We start from the raw sequence: 18665 nt of genomic DNA, 5'->3' as shown, positions 1-18665 counted from the left end.
AGTTCACAAAAGGAGTTTTGTTATGTCACAAGTTGTTTTAACTGTATCACCTTCCATTATGAATGAAATTAAAAAGAAATACAACAGCCACTTAAGCGATAAACAGCCACCGGGGAGCGTTTTTGTAGCGAAAACTTCTACCTGTACTATTACAGGCTATAAATCTGGAAAAATAATGTTCCAGGGCGCAGGGGCAGAAGGAGAAGCAAGACCATGGCAATCTAGCGGAACAGCGAGTTCTAAAAAGGCAACGAAATCTAAAAAGAAAACAGTGGGCGATCATCAATACTCTCCACCTGGTAATATCTCAACTCTTTCCGCCATCGGAAGTGATGAAGTTGGGACAGGAGATTTCTTTGGTCCAATGACAGTTGTTGCTGCATATGTCGACCAGAAGCAAATTCCACTCTTAAAGGAACTCGGTGTAAGAGATTCTAAAGGAATGAAGGATCCAGAAATTATTGAAATAGCTAGAAATTTGATTAAAACCATTCCTTATAGCCTGCTTATCCTACCAAATGAAAAATACAATACTATGCAGAAAAAGGGAACGAATCAGGGGAAAATGAAGGCTCTACTACATAATCAGGCCATCCAGAATGTGATGCGCAAAGTCCAGGGATATGATGCCATACTCATTGATCAATTCGCTAAACCTGAAGTTTATTTCAACTACCTAAAAGGTCAATCAACAATCGTAAAAGAAAATGTATATTTCGCAACTAAAGCCGAAGAAATTCACCTTGCTGTAGCAGCAGCATCCATTATTGCGAGGTACTCTTTTGTAATGGAAATGGATCGACTTGGAAAAGAATATAATGTAAAGCTTCCAAAAGGGGCTGGACCAGCTGTAGATATAGCAGCTGCAAAGCTTATTCAAAAACATGGAGATCAGATTCTTGGGAATTTAGCTAAGCTACATTTTGCTAATAGCTTAAAAGCTCAAAAAATAGCTTATCAATCACGTCGTTAAAGGAACTCTACGAAAAAAGCTGACTCGAGTGAGTCAGCTTTTTTGATGTTCATTTTATTAATAAAGGTGAGAAGCTTCTAATTGATCTTCTGCTTTCAGCATGACGGAAGTGAAATAGTTAAAGAACATGTCACGATCCACGTCATCTACTACAATCACTTCACGACCTGTTTCATCAAGAACGGTTCTCCCTTGACTTACTCCATCTACTTCAACACGACATTTTACTTTTCTTGAATGGATAAAGGATTTTGGTGTCACAGAAACTGTAGTGAGAACATCCCATAAATAGTAAGTCGAATTGGTCTCAACGTGTACAAGTGGTGGACACATGGCGTAGCATTGTCCAATAAAGTCTACACCAATTTTCTTTCGTTTAGCTGCCCACATGTTTCTTACATCATTGGTTAACGGGACTTGATTCGTGCTTTCAAGTGCGACCATTTCGATCTTAATAGAAGTTTTGAAAACAGTAGATACTGCTTCGGGATCCCAAAAAGCATTCCATTCTGCTGTACCATCATGTTCTGGTTCTTCCACATTTCCTACTTCTAGGAAAGTGCCACCCATCCATACTAACTTTTCAATACTCTGTTCAATATGTGGAGCTGTTTCTAACGCTCTAGCAAGATCTGTTAATGGTCCAGTAAAAAGAAGAGTTAACGGTTCAGAGCTTCGTTCAAGAGTATCAATCAGATGCAAATGAGCAGGTAGTTCTGACATAGGTGTATTCACTTTATTTGATTCATTTAGAATAGGTAAAGCATCGACATAAAAAGCATGCATGCGCCAGTCTTTAGGGAAGGGATTAATCCCTCTTGAATTAGATGCTGCTACATTTAATCCAGTGGCTTTTCCAAATCGATCTATTATTTTTCTACTTGCAGAAACAGCTGGTTCTAGATAACAATCTGCCGGAATAACCGATACGCCAGCAAGCTCGATCTCTTCCATGTTTAATAATAGAAACAGTGATGCTAAATCATCAACGCCACCATCATGATTGAAATATACCTTCTTTTTTTCCATCCTATATCCCCCTGGTGGATAACTCGCATGTCGCTAACCTTCGTTTCCTGAAAGTGAACCTTTTCTATTTATAGCGTTGAGGTACGTTTAAGGTCTTCTCAACTTTTTATTCACTCATAGTCCTGTCATTTCAGGTAACAGGGTAGAAACGTTCAGGCCAATTCCCGACATATATGAGCTTCCATTATTCTAATCACTTTGTACTCTATCAGAGCGTGAATAAGGAAGCAATAAGCAAAAAAATGTCGTACGTTTACATTTTTCATTCGAATATTCCAAACATTCCTACTCTCTTAATAGGTCTTGCTACCTATTCTATCTTCTGCTAGATTGATGAATACAACTTCACATTTATCTCTATATAATTTTGGAAATAGGGTCCAAAGAGTTTCTACCCGGCAACCGAGAATTGCTGGACTATAGGGAAGGCATGGCATCGTCACTTAGACAGGCATATTCTGTTTATTTGTGTGCCACTTTTCTTCCTGTAAACTCGGACTTTTTTCTACAAAGTACGGGTTTTTTTGTATTCATCCGATTTAGATTTGTGAAGAAACAACTAGTTTTCAGGGGGAATTGACATCATGAATATTTTCACAGGACTACTCTCGATTATTGGCGTACTTGCTATCGCCTGGTTAATGAGCAACAAGAAAAAATCAGTCAAATGGAGAACGATCGGGGTTGGCGTTTTAATTGAAGGGCTATTTGTTTTATTTGTTCTAAAAGTAAATGCAGGAAAGGTTATGCTCGAAAAAGCTTCTGCAGCTGTACAAAACGTTATTAACTATAGTAACGAAGGCATTCAATTCGTATTTGGCGGCCTCTATGAAGAAACAGGCTTAACATTTGTATTTGCTATAAATGTTTTAGCTGTCATCATCTTCATTTCTGCTCTTGTCTCAGCACTTTATTACATGCGCATTATCCCACTTATCGTTCAAGTGATTGGCATTACGATTGGTAAGCTAATGGGAACGACGAAAGTTGAAACATTTAACGCTGTCGGAAACTCCTTTTTAGGTCTAGCCGAAGCGCCTTTACTCGTAAAACCATATTTGAAATTGCTCACCAGATCTGAGATATTTGCCATCATGGTAGGAGGTACTGCTTCTGCTAGTGGAGCCATCCTCGTCGGTTATTCACTTATGGGTATTGAACTTAAATATTTATTGATATCTGTCTTTAGCGTTCCTTTCGTTTCACTTGTTATTGCAAAAGTGATGGAACCAGAAACTGAAGTTTCACAAACTAATGATAAAGTAAAAATGAAAAAAACGGATCATGCCAATATTTTTGAGGCAATCGCCGACGGAACAGTCAGCGGTGTGATGCTTGCGTTAAATATTGGAGGTCTTTTGATAGCATTCATCAGTATTCTAGCAGTTGTAAACGGCATGTTAGGTTTCGTCGGAACTGACCTGAGCTCAATTCTAGGATATATCTTCTATCCATTTGCCCTATTAGTAGGTATTCCAACGGATGAAGCATTTCGAGCAGCATCCATCATTGGTACGAAAATGTCAATTAATGAATTTGTGGCTTTCCAAAACTTAACCGTCATTCAAGCACAGCTTTCTGACAAAACCGTTGCCATTCTTTCTGTCGCACTATGTAACTTTGCTAACTTCTCATCCATCGGGCAGCTTATTATTGGACTAGGGTCACTCGAGCCCACTAAACGTTCTCAAGTTTCTAAATTAGGATTAAAGGCTATTATCGGTGGTACACTAGCCTCCTTTATTACGGCTATATTTGTAGGAATGTTTATGTAAAAAATAGTATAAATAAAAATCCTCCCTATACACGTAGGGAGGATTTTCTGTAGTTATCGACGAAGGGCAGCTCCAAATTGTTCTTCTACTGCTGTAAGAACACGGTCATGTGCCTTCTTCACTTCTTCTTCTGTTAAAGTTTGTTCTGGATTGTAATATCTAAGAGAAAAGGCTAGTGATTTTTGACCTTCATCAAGATGTTCACCCTGGTAAACATCAAATAGTTGAATGTCCACAAGCTTAGATCCACCAGCTTCTTTAATGACTTTCTTCACTTCTCCAGCTTCAAGCGACTCACTGACAACAAGAGCCACATCTCTAGTAACAGACGGGAATCGTGGAAGCTTTTTGTATTGAAGGTGAGCAACATCTGCATTCAGTAACTTCTCTAGATTGATTTCATAAACGTATGTTTCACTCAAATCAAGATCTTTCTCAACTTCTGGATGAAGTTGACCGATATATCCGATGAGCTCATCATCGAGATAAACCGATGCTGTACGACCTGGGTGAAGCTTTGGCTCTTCTGCACGAGCGAACGAAAGACGATCCTCTAAACCAAATTCAACCGCTATTTCTTCGAGGATTCCTTTTACAACAAAGAAATCAGCGACTTTCTTTTCTTTTTGCCATAGGTGCTCTTGCCATAATCCTGACACTACGCCAGCAAGGTGTTCCTGTTCTACCGGAAGCTCATCACCTGGTAAGAACACAGAAGCCGTTTCATAGAAAGCAACATTATCTAGCTGACGGTTGCGGTTATACTGCGCTATCTCTAGAAGATGCGGAATCAGGCTAGTTCTAAGTTCACTTCTTTCTTCACTCATTGGCATCGCAAGACGAACAGCTTCGGCTGATTCATCAGAGAAGAAAAGACGTTTAGAAGGCGACGTAAGAGAATACGTTACTGTTTGGAAAAGACCTGCGCCTTCAAGCGTACGGCGAACATGGCGACGCTTCACTTGATATTCTGACAGCTGTCCTGGTGTACTTTCTGTAAGAGGTAGCGTTGCAGGAACATTATCATATCCGTAGAGGCGTCCTACTTCTTCAATTAAATCTTCAGAAATCGTTATATCCGGGCGGCGCGGCGGTACCTGAACGGTAAATGTGCCACCAAAGTTCTGATAAGAGAATTGCAGACGCTCAAAAATAGCAGCAACTTCTGTTTCAGAAATTTCTGTCCCAAGAACTTGATTAATTCGATTCACTTCAATACTAACGTCAAGAGCTTCGATGGTTCGAGATCCCTGTTCAGCAATACCTTTTAACACTGTTCCACCGGCAATTTCTTGAATGAGCTGAGCAGCGCGTTCGCTTGCACCAACAACGCGGTTTCGATCAATTCCTTTTTCAAAACGCGCACTTGAGTCACTACGTAACCCTAGATCTTTCGATGCTTTCCGAACAAGCTTGCTGTTAAAGTAAGCTGCTTCAAGCAAAATCGTTGTTGTGTCTTCTTGTACTTCAGAATCAGCACCACCCATAACACCAGCCACGGCAACGGGTTTTGAACCATTCGTGATGACAAGATGCTCATTCGAAAGCGTGCGTTCAGCATCATCGAGAGTGACAATTTTTTCTCCTTCAGTTGCGCGACGTATCACAACTTCCTTCGATCCAAACCGATTATAATCAAAAGCATGAAGCGGCTGTCCGTATTCCAAAAGAACATAGTTCGTAATATCCACTACGTTGTTAATTGGACGAATACCAGCAGAAACGAGGCGATTTACAAGCCACTGCGGTGATGATTTGATCGTTACGTCTTTAATAATGGAAGCTCCATAATAAGGATTATCTTCTTCATTCTCTACACGAACTGACACATACTCTTCAACGTCTTCATCCGAGCGAACAAGCTCTGGAGACGGAAGTTCAATTGAGCGATTCAATACTGCCCCAACTTCATAAGCGACGCCGATCATGTTCATCGCATCAGCTCTGTTTGGAGTAAGACCTAGCTCAAGAACTTCATCATTTAGATTCAAGTATTCAAGCGCATCTTCACCAGGTGTCACGTCTTCACTAAATACAAAGATTCCGTCTGCATACTCTTTCGATACAAGTTTACTTTCAATTCCAAGCTCCTGAAGTGAGCAGATCATACCATGAGAAGCTTCACCGCGAAGTTTTGCTTTCTTAATCTTAAAATTGCCTGGAAGTACAGCCCCAACTTTTGCTACTGCTACGTACTGTCCTTGAGCAATATTTGGTGCTCCACAAATAATTTGGACCGGCTCTTCTTCACCAACATTCACCTGACAAATATTCAACTTATCAGCATCAGGGTGTTGCTGACATTCAAGAACGTGACCAATAACCACGCCGGTAATTCCTTTATTAAGCTTTTCGACTGTTTCAACCTCAATACCACCCTTAGTAATCAGATCTGCCAGTTCATCAGCTGAGTAACTATCTAAATCTACATACTGCTGTAGCCAATTCATTGATACGAGCATGTTTTCTCCTCCTAACTTCCAATCATATTATAGTGAATTAAATTGTTTAATAAATCTGCTGTCATTCGTGTAGAAATGACGTATGTCATCAATACCATATTTCAGCATAGCGATCCGTTCTGGTCCCATACCAAATGCAAACCCAGTGACTTTCTCAGGATCGAAGCCGGACATGCGAAGTACATTCGGATGTACCATACCGCCTCCAAGAATTTCTATCCATCCGGTTCCTTTACATACAGAGCAGCCATTCCCGCCGCAATTAAAGCAAGAAATATCCATCTCTACAGAAGGCTCAGTAAATGGGAAGAAGCTTGGGCGAAGACGGATTTCACGTTCTTCTCCAAACATTTTCTTCGCAAATGATTGGAGCACACCTTTTAGATCACTCATGCGAACATTCTCACCAACCATTAGTCCTTCAATTTGCATAAACTGATGGGAGTGTGTTGCATCATCTGTATCACGGCGATAAACTTTACCTGGCACGATGATTTTAACAGGACCTTCTCCATTTAACTTCTCCATCGTTCTAGCTTGCATTGGAGAGGTATGCGTTCTTAATAGCGTTTCTTCAGTTATATAGAATGAATCCTGCATATCTCGAGCCGGATGATCCTTAGGAAGATTTAACGCTTCGAAATTATAATAATCGGTTTCAACTTCTGGTCCTTCCGCAATCGAGAATCCCATACCAAGAAATAGGTCTTCAATTTCTTCGATTACCCTCGTTAGTGGGTGATGATTTCCTCTCTTAATTGGACGACCCGGCAGAGAAATATCGATCGTTTCTTTCTTTAATCGTTCTTCTACGGCTGCTTTTTCTAAGCGAGTCACTTTCTCCTCTAATTGATCCGAAATCGCTGAGCGAATTTCATTAACGAGCTGCCCCATTTTCGGACGTTCTTCTTTAGACAATTTCCCCATACCTTTAGAAATTTCTGTAATTGGACCTTTTTTTCCAAGGTATTTCACTTTGATATCCTGCACTTCTTTCATTGAAGAAGCTTGCTGAATTTCTGATAGTGCTTCTTCTTTCAACGTTTGTAAACGCTCTTGCATCTTTTCAACCTCCACTTCATTTTCGTGTTTGCTTCTTTTTGCAATAAAAAAATCCTCGCTCCCCAGAAAGGGGCGAAGATTTGATTTCGCGGTACCACCCTAATTCACCGATAGAGTACACCTATCAGCCTTAAGCAAAGAATAACGGCTTGTAAACCGATCCGCTTTCGAACGAACAAAGCGGCAACTCCAGAGTGAATTCGGCAGCGTCCCAATAGAAATGCTTTCAGTCTCGGCATTTCCTCCCTGCAAAGGCAGCGGCAGCTTACTACTCTCCATCATTGTTTTTAACATATATAAGTTGCTTTTAATTATAGAAAAAAATCGCTATATCCGCAAGCCTTATTATGAAGGTAACAATCCATACATCAGAATTCCTGCTGCAACGGCGACATTTAACGACTCTGCTTTACCATATATCGGAATATATACGTTCACGTCTGCTAAACGTTGAAGCTCGTCTGATACACCATTTGCTTCGTTTCCAAGAATGACAGCAAACTGAGATGATGAATCAAGCTCTTGATATGGCGTTCCTCCACTCACTTCTGTTGCGTATATAAGCATGCCAGCTTCTTTTAATTTCTGAACTTCTGTCACTAAGTCCCCTTTTATTACAGGAAGATGAAAAATAGATCCCTGGGTGGATCGAAGCACCTTACTGTTATAAGCATCAACGGTTCCATGTCCAAGTAGAAGGCCGTCGTATCCAGCACTATCTGCAGTTCGAATAATCGTTCCCAAATTACCGGGATCCTGAATGGCGTCCAGTAATAATAGTTTGCCATGACGAGGTAGTTCAGGCTCAACCATTTTACAAACGGCCATAATCCCCTGTGGTGTTTCTGTATGCGTTAGTTCTTGCATCACTTTCTCCGTAACAGTATAGACAACAGGAAGCTCTTTAAACGGATAAGCAGATAAGTCAGTGCCTTCTGTCACAATCAATTCTGTGATTGAAGCTTCAGCCTTCGCAGCTTCTTCTACAATATGTGGACCTTCAATGATATAAGAGAAAGCTTTCTCTCTACCCTTTCGCGTCTGAAGTTTTTTCCAATCTTTCACTTTTTGATTTTTAGCGGATTCGATAATCATTATGCTCTCCTTCAGTTTTCAATGTTTCCATTATAAAGGGTTGAAAGGGAAGATTCCAATAAAACTCATGAAATTTCTTCAATTCGCTCGTACTAATGAGGCTTGAACCAACAAGCGAATGAGAAAGGTGAGGTGGAAAGTATGGACCTTAACTTACGCAAAGCGATTCTCGCTAATATTAATGGCAACAACGAGGAGCAACTCGAAGCGACAATCCTCGACGCCATGCAAAGCGGAGAAGAGAAAATGCTCCCTGGGCTTGGTGTTCTTTTCGAAATTCTTTGGAAAGAAGCACCAGAAAATGAGCGAGAGCAAATGCTCTCTTATATGGCACAGGGTGTAAATTAACAAGCAAAATCCGGTGGCAAGAGCCACCGGATTTTGTGTTCTAGTTAAAGATAATTTCTTTCACAGTATCAGCATCAAGCTTTTTAATCACTTCAACAATCAAATTAACTGCATTCTCAAAATCGTCACGATGAAGAATCGCTGCGTGAGTATGAATATAGCGTGTGGCAATTGTGATGGAAAGTGCAGGTACTCCATTTGCTGTTAAATGAATTTTACCTGAATCTGTCCCACCGCCTGCAATAGAGTCAAACTGATAAGGAATATTGTTCTCATCAGCTGTATCTGTTACAAAGTCACGAAGACCTTTGTGACCGACCATTGAAGCATCATACATAATAATTTGAGGACCTTTCCCCATTTTGGATTGAGCGTCCTTATCACTTACTCCAGGAGTATCACCAGCGATACCAACGTCAACCGCAAAGCCGATATCAGGCTTAATCATGTTTGTAGCCGTAGTCGCTCCGCGAAGACCTACTTCCTCTTGTACCGTACCAACGCCGTAGACAGTATTAGGATGCTCTTCTCCTTTTAGCTTACGAAGTACTTCGATCGCAATAGCACAGCCAATACGGTTATCCCATGCTTTCGCCATAAGCATTTTTTCGTTATTCATAACAGTAAATTCACAAACTGGAACAACAGAATCTCCCGGCTTAACGCCCCATTCCATAGCCTCTTCTCGGCTTGAAGCACCAATATCAATGAACATATCCTTCTTGTCGACCGATTTCTTACGCTGTTCAGGAGGAAGAATATGTGGTGGTTTAGAACCGATGACGCCCATAATGTTACCATTACGAGTCATGACGTTAACACGCTGTGCAAGCATAACCTGCTCCCACCAGCCGCCAACTGTTTGGAAATAAAGAAAGCCTTTATCATCAATACGCGTTACCATAAAGCCAATCTCATCAAGATGACCTGCAACCATAATTTTTGGGCCTTCTGCTTTACCTTTTTTAACCGCAATTAAGCTGCCAAGATTATCATACATGATTTCATCTGAAAGAGATTCAATGTGCTTCTTCATCACTTCACGAGGTTCACGTTCGTTACCTGGTACGCCATTCGCATCAGTGAGTTCTTTCAGCATCTGCAACGTTTCGTCTAGCTTAGCCATATGTATTGCCTCCTTGATATGTATTCTCTGTTCATTATAACGGTTTCCGAAATATTTCACAATTCAGAGGACTCTTGAATCTAATATCCCTGATCTTGTCGATTATGATTCACTTTATTTTTTTTCAAATATGCTTCATTCATTTCTTCAAACCGTAGCCCGATAAGTTGTCCAAGTAAAAGATAACTTTCCATTAAATCGTTAAATGCTTTCTCATTTTTTTCACTTGCCACTTGATCAATCGCTTTGTAGACACAATGGAAAGCATGTACTTCAGAGCCAGCGGGATCGCCTTTTGACACTGCTTCATACGTTGTAATGCCCAATTCAATCCCTAATGAGAGAATAAAATGAATACCATCCACATACTCCTCTAGAATCGTTTCTTTAGGGGAAGGAGCTTTTTTACTCCAATATTTAAAACAACGTGTTTCATTCGCTAGTTCTCCAATCTCGACTTTAAGAGCAAGTAGTTTATTCTCGAATAAATCTTCATGCTCCAGATTGTGTTCCTTTACAATCCGAGTATCAAGTTGTCTTTGTAATGTAAATAATTGTTCGAATTTCAATGAACTCTTCCTTTCTTAAATCTTTTCTTTTTATGAAACCTTTCTTTATCATATACGTATAGAGAATAGAAGCATAGTGAAAATGAGGTGCTGACTAATGATTATTATTCTTTTTCGTCTTGTCATTCTCGTAGCCATGGTATTAATCGCTTATTCTGTCATCCGCTTTTTTATGGATCCAAAACGAAAGCTGGAAAAAGCTCACGATCATAAAGAATACTATTTTTTCGATGACTCGTCCAATGTAAGAAAGAATTTTCTCGTCACCTACAAAGGTGCCTTATTCGAAGGTGAAAAGTACCTTGGCACTACTGAAAATTCGTTCGATATTATTACACTTTCAGTAGGGGTAAAAAATGCATCAGAACTATATTTACTTGAGAAAGAAGATTTCTATTTTCTTGAAAAGGAAATGGACATCCGCTATCCTAGTGCAAAAATTGAATGGAAGAGCCCAGTCAAAGAATTTTTACGCCATCGCGAAAATACTTAACAAACAAAACCCCTCCGATCTGGAGGGGTTTTGTTTGTTTACGATCAAATTAAAAAGCTTTTTTATCTCACAGGCTGAAAGAAATCCTCCCACTTCATAATCCACTCTCTTCTTCTTAGTAAATAGAAAAGGATGACAAGTCCACACAACATGAGTACGATGACGACCGGATCGAACCTACTAATTGCCGTTCCAAAGAAAGAATACAACGAAGCGAGAGGTACATTTGAAATGAGGGATGACCGCAAATAATCTCTAAAGTCTTTAGACACCTCAATTAAACAAAGGGAAATGAAATGAAAATGAACGAAAGGTACTAATCGAAGGATGGCAATTTGCCCAACTGACATTGGCATATGTTTACGTGTCCATCGTTCTTTCATTCGAATAATCTTCTTAAACAAACCCGGCGTCCGCTTAACAACTAAATAAAAAACCGTACTTACAACAGTAATCCCAATCAATGAGTAAATCGTGCCATATATTGCGCCAAACATCACTCCACCAGCAACACAAACAACACTAACTGGAACAAATACAAACTGACGAATAAAATGAAAAATAATGAAATAGAACGGGGCGTAAATTCCGCTATTAGATACAACCTCCACAAGCGGTAGGACGAGCTCATTCATGATGTTCCCCCCTTCCTTTAACCTTTATGACAAGAGACGAGCTGTTATGTCAAAAAGCGAAGAATCTCGATTAGAATATTATTTGGAAATACGTGGACAATAAGGGGAGATTTAATCAGTTCGGTAATTGGAGGGGATAAATTATGGATGAACTCGTTATTGCTCGTTCATTATTTGGAATGACAATGGGCGCACATATTATTTATGCAACACTCGGTGTAGGCTTACCTTTAATGGTTCTTGTAGCTGAGCTCATGTATCAAAAAAACAAAAGATAGAGATTATGCGATAATGGCCAATCGATGGACGAAAGGGTTTGCTGTTTTACTAGGGGTGGCGATTCCTACCGGAACCATTGCAGGTGTACAGCTTTCTCTCTTATGGCCAGGATTTATGGAAGTCGTTGGACGAGTGATTGCATTGCCCTTTCAAATTGAAATATATGCTTTCTTCCTAGAAGCTCTCTTTATGTCAATCTATGTTTATGCTGCAGATCGCCTTTCTCCAATCATGCGAATTGTGAGCGTAACGCTTGTTGCATTCGGTGCGAGCGCATCAGCTATCTTAATTACAAATGTCCACGCTTTTGAAGGTACACCAGCTGGATTTGAGATAGTAGACGGAAAGTTCGTTAACGTTGATCCATGGGAGGCATTCTTCAATCCTTCCTTCCTAGTTACAGCTGGACACGTAACTGTTTCTGCTTTAATGACAGGGGCATTTGTTATCGCATCGATTGCGGCATATAAAATGATTCGTCAACGAGGTAATACGAGAGAATATAAATTTCATCATAAAGCATTAATGATGGGGCTCGTTATCGGAGGGGTTTTTTCAATCTTGACCGCCTTAAATGGACATGAATCTGCTCAACAACTGTATCAATATCAACCTGAGAAACTCGCGGCGGCGGAAGGTTTGTTTGAAACACAAACTTATGCACCACTTGCTATTGGCGGCTACACCGATAAAGAAGAATGTGAGGTAAAGTGGGCAATTGAAGTTCCGTGGGCACTTAGTTTTCTATCCGACGACGCATTTGATACGGAAGTACTCGGTCTTGAAGAATGGCCTGAAGAAGAGTGGCCACCACTATTTGTCCATACCTTGTTCAATTCAATGGTCGGGATTGGTTCCCTACTCATGCTATTGTCTATTGTTGGATTTACTTGGTACAAAATCCTTAAACGAAAAGAATTTCCACGCTGGCTTATGTGGGCATTTATTGCTGCAGGTCCGCTCGCCATTACAGCAATTGAATTCGGATGGATATTCGCCTGTACCGGCAGACAGCCCTGGATTATCTATCACGTTATGAAAACAGAAGAAGCAGTCACAACTTCAGGAAATATCGGCCTGCTCTTTGTTCTCTTTCTCATTGTGTATATCATTTTAATGATCTCAACAGTCCTCGTCCTTCGCTACTATTTCAATCGTAACCCGATTAGCGAGGAACTCGATCAGTAGGCACCTGCCTATACCGTTAAAAAAGAATAAGAGGTGAACCACATGTCAGAAGCATTTTACGCTATCACATTAATATGGGGTCTTGTTTTTATTTATGCGGTTATGGCCACAATCGATTTCGGTGCTGGGTTTTGGTCCATGATCTATTTAAATAAAAACAACACGAAAGCGACAAATATTGCGAATCGCTATTTATCTCCATCTTGGGAAGTAACAAATGTATTTATCGTTGCCATTGTCGTAGCTCTTTTCAGCTTTTTCCCTGGAGCAACGTTTACCCTTGGTACTGTCCTTCTCATTCCAGGGAGTTTGATTATACTATTACTTGCCCTTAGGAGTGCGTTTCTTGTATTTTCTCATTCCGCTTCTTCAAATTACAAACGCCTCTTAACCTTGATATCAGGAATAACTGGTTTTCTTATTCCAGCTCTCTTGATTTGCGTGTTGCCTATTACGCATGGCGGATTTATACAAACATCAAACGGGATAGAACGTCTTTTATTGGGTGAATTATTTACAAGTCCAAGTGTTTATGCTTTCATGGCCTTCGCCATCTCAAGCACGCTCTTTCTATCATCTCTGCTGCTTTCTGATTACTCTAACGTATCAGGAGATGAAGAAGCTTATCAAACTTATAGAAGGGATGCTATTCTTGTCGGTCCAATCTCACTAGCGATGGCGGGTTTACTCGTTCTCACTATTCGAATGGAAGCTCCATGGCTTTATGACAATTTAATGGACTATGTACCGTGGTTAATTGGTTCTATCACAACCTTTGCAATCGGATATCTCGCTCTCTTTATTCCTAGAAAAACAGGTGTCGGTATTCCGAGGCTTGCTATGGTTAGTATCGTTACACAATATTTACTTGCTAGTTATGCTTATGGTTCAGCTCATTTACCTTATATCGTATATCCAAATGTAACGATTGAAACTGGATTCACAGACCCCGCTACATTTAGAGCATTAATCGTCACCTACATTGTAGCCTTCTTTATTTTAACCCCAGGATTCATCTACTTCTGGCGCCTATTTCTGAAAGACAAAAGGTACCTTAAGCAAAATGAATCCTAATTGAAAACAAGTTCGTCTTATGAAAAAAAGAACAATACACTAAATAAAAAAACGCCCATTCGGCGTTTTTTCTACATATAGATGTATGCATAGATAACAAAGAGCACGAGATGAAGAGCTAATAGAGCGGGGATGCCATACAAAAATTGCTTGTGTTTTGTTTTATGCCTAAAATTCTTCATTCCAGTTAAACCACCGAAGCTTCCTCCAAAGATAAATAAAAACCATAGCGTCTTTTCAGGAATTCTTCGCTTTCGATTTCGCGCTCTACGCTTATCGATCCCCATAGCTATGAAACTCCAACTATTGATGATCGCCAAATATATTCCTAATACAATTAAACCATCCAACACTTACTCTCTCCTCTATTATAACTTTTTTCAAAAAGGCTATGTTAATGAACGCTGTTGATTTTGACTCATTTACGCTCTGTGAGACAAAATTGAGAATCAACGATATAAGTAACATAGCTTACAAAAAAACCACCCTCAACATGTGAGGATGGTTTTAAAGAACTTATTTCAAGTTTTCTTTTGCTTTTGAAGCTAGTTCAGCAAATGCTTTTTCGTCATTTACTGCTAGTTCTGCAAGCATTTTACGGTTGATGTCGATACCAGCTGTTTTAAGACCAAACATCAAACGGCTGTAAGAAAGTCCGTTCAAACGAGCTGCCGCGTTGATACGAGTGATCCAAAGCTTACGGAAGTCGCGTTTTTTCTGACGACGGTCACGGTAAGCGTACATGTTTGATTTCATAACTTGCTGATTAGCAACTTTGAAAAGCAAAGACTTAGATCCGTAATATCCTTTTGCGAGTTTTAACGTTCTTTTACGTCTACGACGTGTTACGTAGCCACCTTTTACTCTTGGCATACTAAACCCCTCCTAATTTCTGTGTCTCAATAATATAATAACCGATTACTTCTTGTTGTAGATTAAAGTCTTAATGCGCTTGAAGTCACCTGCGGAAACAAGAGAAGCTTTACGAAGCTTACGCTTCTGCTTTTGAGACTTGTTACCGAACATATGGCTAGTGTAAGCACGGCTGCGCTTAAGTTTACCTGATCCAGTTTTCTTAAACCGTTTTGAAGCTCCACGGTGAGATTTCATTTTTGGCATGAGTGAGTTCCTCCTTCAAGAATTACTTTTCTGCGATAGGTGCCAAGATTAGGAACATGCTGCGTCCTTCCATTTTTGGTTTGGACTCAACAGTTGCAATATCTTTGCAATCTTCTGCTAGGTGCTCAAGCACCTTTTTACCGATATCAGAGTGTGTAATCATACGTCCGCGGAAACGGATCGATGCTTTCACTTTGTCGCCTTTTTCAAGAAACTTACGTGCATTACGAAGCTTCGTATTGAAGTCGTGTTCTTCAATGTTCGGGCTCAAGCGAACTTCTTTAACGGTAATGATCTTTTGTTTCTTACGCGCTTCTTTCTCTTTCTTCTGCTGCTCATAGCGGAACTTTCCGTAGTCCATAATGCGACAAACAGGAGGTTTCGCGTTTGGAGCAACCATTACAAGATCAAGATTTGCATTACGAGCCATATCTAATGCCTCAGTTTTGGATTTCACACCAATTTGGTTTCCGTCTGCACCAACTAGACGTACTTCCCGAGCACGAATGCCCTCATTGACGTTCATATCTCTACTAATAATCAGCCACCTCCATGGTTATTGTTCGATGATGATCATCTAACATGATGTCATTAAATGGTTTATATCCGGTTCAAAGCATAAAAAAAGCGTCGGCGCATACGGCACCCACACATTACACAATTATAAGAACAGTGTACCTGCAAACTACCAGTTACGGCGTCAATCAGGTGAGAAGCGGGCGCTTCTGCTTGCTTTGTTTCCGATATTTAATTACCTAAGACAGTATACCATGCTGACCAAATGTATGTCAAGGTGATAAGATTCGTTCGAAGTGCACTTGATTATCATAACGAATCTTTCCCTTTGTGACAAGTGTTTTTTGTAAATTTCTTTTCTATATTAATAAAAGACCGGCAATTATGCCGGTCTTACATTACTTCTTCTGTTTAATTTCTTCTTCAATTCTAGCTGTGAAATCATTCAATGAAACAGTCTCAGAATCCTGCTGGCTGTAGCGGCGTACGTTAACCGCTTCACCTTCAACCTCTTTATCACCTACTACGAGCATGTAAGGAATTTTCTGCATTTGAGCTTCACGAATTTTGTAACCAATCTTTTCATTGCGTTCGTCAACCTCGACACGAATTCCTGCACGCTGAAGTTTTTTCTGAACGTTCTTCGCATATTCTAAGTGAACTTCTGATACCGGAATAATCTCCGCCTGGATAGGTGAAAGCCAAGTTGGAAACGCTCCTTTGTATTCTTCAATTAAGAATGCTACGAAGCGTTCCATTGTAGAAACAACGCCGCGATGAATAACAACTGGACGATGGTGGTTGCCATCTTCACCAATATAAGATAGATCAAATCGCTCTGGAAGTAGGAAGTCAAGTTGAACAGTCGAAAGAGTTTCCTCTTTACCTAGAGCTGTTTTCACCTGAACATCCAATTTCGGACCATAAAACGCAGCTTCGCCTTCAGCTTCCACATATTCGACGTTTAGGTCATCCATTGCTTCTTTAAGCATTCTTTGTGCTTTTTCCCACATTTCATCATTGTCGATATATTTTTTCTTATCTGCTGGATCGCGATAAGAAAGACGGAATGAGTAGTCACTGATGTTAAAGTCTTTATAAACTTCCTGGATAAGCTCGACAACTTCAATAAATTCTTGCTTGATTTGATCAGGACGACAGAAGATGTGAGCGTCATTTAGCGTCATCGAACGTACGCGCTGAAGACCTGCTAGCGCTCCAGACATTTCATATCGATGCATTGTTCCAAGCTCCGCAACGCGGTATGGAAGACTACGATAGCTTTTCAGATCGTTTTTATAAATCATCATATGATGCGGGCAATTCATTGGACGAAGAACAAGTTCTTCTGTTTCATCCATTTTCATCGGAGGGTACATATCATCCTGATAGTGATCCCAGTGACCACTTGTTTTATATAGATCAACATTTGCAAGGTGAGGTGTATATACATGGTTATACCCAAGACGTTCCTCAAGATCTACAATATATCGTTCAATCGTCCGACGAATAGTCGCCCCTCTTGGCAACCAAATCGGAAGTCCCTGTCCTACCTCTTGGGAAATAGTAAATAGCTTAAGTTCTTTACCAAGTTTGCGGTGATCACGTTCTTTAGCTTCTTCTAAAAGATGAAGGTATTCTTCAACTTGAGATTGCTTTGGAAAAGCTGTTCCATAAATGCGTTGAAGCATCTGGTTTTCGCTATCTCCACGCCAATAAGCGCCTGCAATCGAAAGTAATTTAAAGGCTTTTATCTTACTAGTAGATGGAACGTGTGGTCCACGACAAAGGTCAAAGAATTCACCCTGTTCATAAATTGTCACTTGTTCGTCAGCAGGAATAGCTTCTAATAGCTCTAATTTGAGCTCATCGCCAATCTCTTTAAACATTTTCTCTGCTTCACTGCGACTTACAACGATACGCTTCACTTCAAGATTTTCATTAATGATTTTCTTCATTTCTTTCTCAATCTTAGGCAGGTCCTCAGGCGTAATAGATACAGGGCAGTCAATATCATAGTAGAAACCACTATCAATAACCGGCCCTACTCCTAGTTTTACATCACTGTAGAGGCGTTTAATTGCCTGTGCCATAAGGTGCGCTGTACTATGACGAAGCACTTCAAGACCGTCCTCACTTTCAGGTGTTACAATTTCAATAGAAGCATCTTCTTCAATTTCGCGTCTCAAATCAAAAAGAACACCATTCACTTTTCCTGCAAGAGCCTTTTTCTTTAGGCCCGGGCTGATTGAGCTTGCAATCTCTTCCGTTGTTGTCCCTTTATTAAATTCCTTTACAGAACCGTCAGGAAACGTTATTTTTACCATTTCAGCCATGCTTCTTCACTCCTTTTTTTGCATATAAAAAACACCCATCCCAAAAGGGACGAGTGTTGATCTCGTGGTTCCACCCTGCTTCCCGCATAAGATAATAACCTATACGGCTCAGACTGCTGTAACGTAGCAGAAACGCCACCCCATTTCCAGGGCAGAGTTCAAAGGTGGTAAGTATGCTCGTCTCGCTAGGAAGTTCGCACCAATCCTTCCCTCTCTGAAAGCTAACAACACATCTCATGTCCTTATCGTAACAATTACGTATATGCGTGTATGTAGGTATTATAAGTAGTGTACATATGAAAATCAAGCTTATTTTAAGGATTGCCTGAAAAAAATAGTTTAGACATACGATACGGAAAAAAACTTAACCTTTCTTCAAACACATTTCGGATTGTTTGAACGAGCCCCTCATCGGAATCATCCGTGTAAATACAAACTTCTTCTGGAGCAAGCAGCAGAAGGGGAAATAGAATTTCAGAATCTATCTCATCTATGGTTAGCCCAACAGGAAGATCTTCCAACTTCCCTTCTATACCAGTTAATAGTGACCCATTCATATCAAATAATTGATATGTTTTATCATAAA

Annotated in this window: 18 protein-coding genes, 1 pseudogene, 2 riboswitches and 3 other annotated features; of the genes and pseudogenes, 6 read left to right on the top strand and 13 right to left on the bottom strand. The window is 40.2% G+C overall.

Features of this window, described 5'->3' with window-relative positions:
* Positions 1–22: 22 nt before the first annotated feature.
* Positions 23–973, top strand: a complete 951-nt coding sequence (gene rnhC / locus ACIFPW_RS10065) for a ribonuclease HIII (RefSeq protein WP_430243935.1) — start codon at positions 23–25, stop codon at positions 971–973.
* Positions 974–1030: 57 nt separating this feature from the next.
* On the opposite strand, the gene ACIFPW_RS10060 is transcribed toward rnhC, so the two are convergent.
* On the bottom strand, positions 1031–2002 hold the full coding sequence (locus ACIFPW_RS10060) for a nucleoside hydrolase (RefSeq protein WP_430243933.1): 972 nt from the start codon (positions 2000–2002) through the stop codon (positions 1031–1033).
* A 97-nt stretch (positions 2003–2099) separates the two neighbouring features.
* Positions 2100–2199, bottom strand: a riboswitch (purine riboswitch).
* A 140-nt stretch (positions 2200–2339) separates the two neighbouring features.
* A riboswitch (purine riboswitch) is annotated at positions 2340–2442 on the top strand.
* Positions 2443–2586: 144 nt separating this feature from the next.
* Here ACIFPW_RS10060 and ACIFPW_RS10055 point away from each other — a divergent pair.
* Positions 2587–3777: a NupC/NupG family nucleoside CNT transporter gene (locus ACIFPW_RS10055; RefSeq protein ID WP_430243930.1), complete on the top strand. Its 1191-nt coding sequence runs from the start codon at positions 2587–2589 to the stop codon at positions 3775–3777.
* 53 nt (positions 3778–3830) lie between these two features.
* Here the strand turns inward: ACIFPW_RS10055 and pheT are convergent, their stop codons facing one another.
* The 3 genes from pheT to ACIFPW_RS10040 all read right to left on the bottom strand — a co-directional run bounded on the left by pheT (position 3831) and on the right by ACIFPW_RS10040 (position 8399).
* Positions 3831–6239, bottom strand: coding sequence for a phenylalanine--tRNA ligase subunit beta (gene pheT, locus ACIFPW_RS10050; protein WP_430243927.1), 2409 nt, complete (start codon positions 6237–6239; stop codon positions 3831–3833).
* A gap of 27 nt (positions 6240–6266) precedes the next feature.
* Complete coding sequence (pheS, locus tag ACIFPW_RS10045) at positions 6267–7301, bottom strand: phenylalanine--tRNA ligase subunit alpha (protein WP_194219332.1); 1035 nt, start codon at positions 7299–7301, stop codon at positions 6267–6269.
* 65 nt (positions 7302–7366) lie between these two features.
* Positions 7367–7592 (bottom strand) — a binding site (T-box leader).
* A 54-nt stretch (positions 7593–7646) separates the two neighbouring features.
* Entirely contained in the window at positions 7647–8399 is a 753-nt protein-coding gene (locus ACIFPW_RS10040; protein WP_430244346.1) for a TrmH family RNA methyltransferase, read from the bottom strand.
* 138 nt (positions 8400–8537) lie between these two features.
* On the opposite strand from ACIFPW_RS10040, the gene sspI reads away from it, so the two are divergent.
* On the top strand, positions 8538–8744 hold the full coding sequence (gene sspI, locus ACIFPW_RS10035; RefSeq protein ID WP_194219331.1) for a small acid-soluble spore protein SspI: 207 nt from the start codon (positions 8538–8540) through the stop codon (positions 8742–8744).
* Between the two features lie 40 nt (positions 8745–8784).
* Here the strand turns inward: sspI and ACIFPW_RS10030 are convergent, their stop codons facing one another.
* Positions 8785–9870: a M42 family metallopeptidase gene (locus ACIFPW_RS10030; protein ID WP_283153904.1), complete on the bottom strand. Its 1086-nt coding sequence runs from the start codon at positions 9868–9870 to the stop codon at positions 8785–8787.
* 80 nt (positions 9871–9950) lie between these two features.
* Positions 9951–10439, bottom strand: coding sequence for a dUTP diphosphatase (locus ACIFPW_RS10025; protein WP_430243923.1), 489 nt, complete (start codon positions 10437–10439; stop codon positions 9951–9953).
* A 97-nt stretch (positions 10440–10536) separates the two neighbouring features.
* Here ACIFPW_RS10025 and ACIFPW_RS10020 point away from each other — a divergent pair, with 97 nt between their 5' ends.
* The gene (locus tag ACIFPW_RS10020; RefSeq protein ID WP_430243921.1) at positions 10537–10932 is read left to right on the top strand and encodes a sigma-w pathway protein ysdB; all 396 of its coding nucleotides are present in this window, start codon (positions 10537–10539) and stop codon (positions 10930–10932) included.
* A gap of 62 nt (positions 10933–10994) precedes the next feature.
* Here the strand turns inward: ACIFPW_RS10020 and ACIFPW_RS10015 are convergent, their stop codons facing one another.
* Positions 10995–11567, bottom strand: coding sequence for a TVP38/TMEM64 family protein (locus tag ACIFPW_RS10015; RefSeq protein WP_430243918.1), 573 nt, complete (start codon positions 11565–11567; stop codon positions 10995–10997).
* A 143-nt stretch (positions 11568–11710) separates the two neighbouring features.
* Here ACIFPW_RS10015 and ACIFPW_RS10010 point away from each other — a divergent pair.
* Both ACIFPW_RS10010 and ACIFPW_RS10005 read left to right on the top strand, forming a co-directional pair.
* Positions 11711–13034: pseudogene (locus ACIFPW_RS10010) on the top strand (cytochrome ubiquinol oxidase subunit I).
* A 33-nt stretch (positions 13035–13067) separates the two neighbouring features.
* Positions 13068–14108, top strand: coding sequence for a cytochrome d ubiquinol oxidase subunit II (locus ACIFPW_RS10005; protein ID WP_430243916.1), 1041 nt, complete (start codon positions 13068–13070; stop codon positions 14106–14108).
* A 71-nt stretch (positions 14109–14179) separates the two neighbouring features.
* On the opposite strand, the gene ACIFPW_RS10000 is transcribed toward ACIFPW_RS10005, so the two are convergent.
* From ACIFPW_RS10000 to ytxC, 6 genes are all read right to left on the bottom strand, one after another.
* Positions 14180–14461 (bottom strand): DUF1294 domain-containing protein, encoded by a 282-nt coding sequence (locus tag ACIFPW_RS10000; RefSeq protein WP_430243915.1) that lies wholly within the window; start codon positions 14459–14461, stop codon positions 14180–14182.
* Positions 14462–14624: 163 nt separating this feature from the next.
* Positions 14625–14981, bottom strand: a complete 357-nt coding sequence (gene rplT, locus ACIFPW_RS09995; RefSeq protein WP_098444486.1) for a 50S ribosomal protein L20 — start codon at positions 14979–14981, stop codon at positions 14625–14627.
* 45 nt (positions 14982–15026) lie between these two features.
* On the bottom strand, positions 15027–15227 hold the full coding sequence (gene rpmI, locus ACIFPW_RS09990) for a 50S ribosomal protein L35 (RefSeq protein WP_048312400.1): 201 nt from the start codon (positions 15225–15227) through the stop codon (positions 15027–15029).
* Between the two features lie 22 nt (positions 15228–15249).
* Complete coding sequence (gene infC / locus ACIFPW_RS09985; protein WP_194219324.1) at positions 15250–15753, bottom strand: translation initiation factor IF-3; 504 nt, start codon at positions 15751–15753, stop codon at positions 15250–15252.
* Between the two features lie 89 nt (positions 15754–15842).
* Positions 15843–15964: a sequence feature (ribosomal protein L20 leader region), on the bottom strand.
* A gap of 177 nt (positions 15965–16141) precedes the next feature.
* Positions 16142–18079, bottom strand: a complete 1938-nt coding sequence (gene thrS / locus ACIFPW_RS09980; protein ID WP_194219323.1) for a threonine--tRNA ligase — start codon at positions 18077–18079, stop codon at positions 16142–16144.
* 42 nt (positions 18080–18121) lie between these two features.
* Positions 18122–18337: a binding site (T-box leader), on the bottom strand.
* 56 nt (positions 18338–18393) lie between these two features.
* A partial coding sequence (ytxC, locus tag ACIFPW_RS09975; protein WP_430243912.1) for a sporulation protein YtxC occupies positions 18394–18665 on the bottom strand: 272 nt, incomplete at its 5' end.

Source organism: Pseudalkalibacillus sp. NRS-1564, assembly GCF_050467905.1.
Lineage (GTDB): Bacteria > Bacillota > Bacilli > Bacillales > Guptibacillaceae > Guptibacillus > Guptibacillus hwajinpoensis_B.
This window is presented reverse-complemented; position numbering and strand designations above follow the sequence as displayed.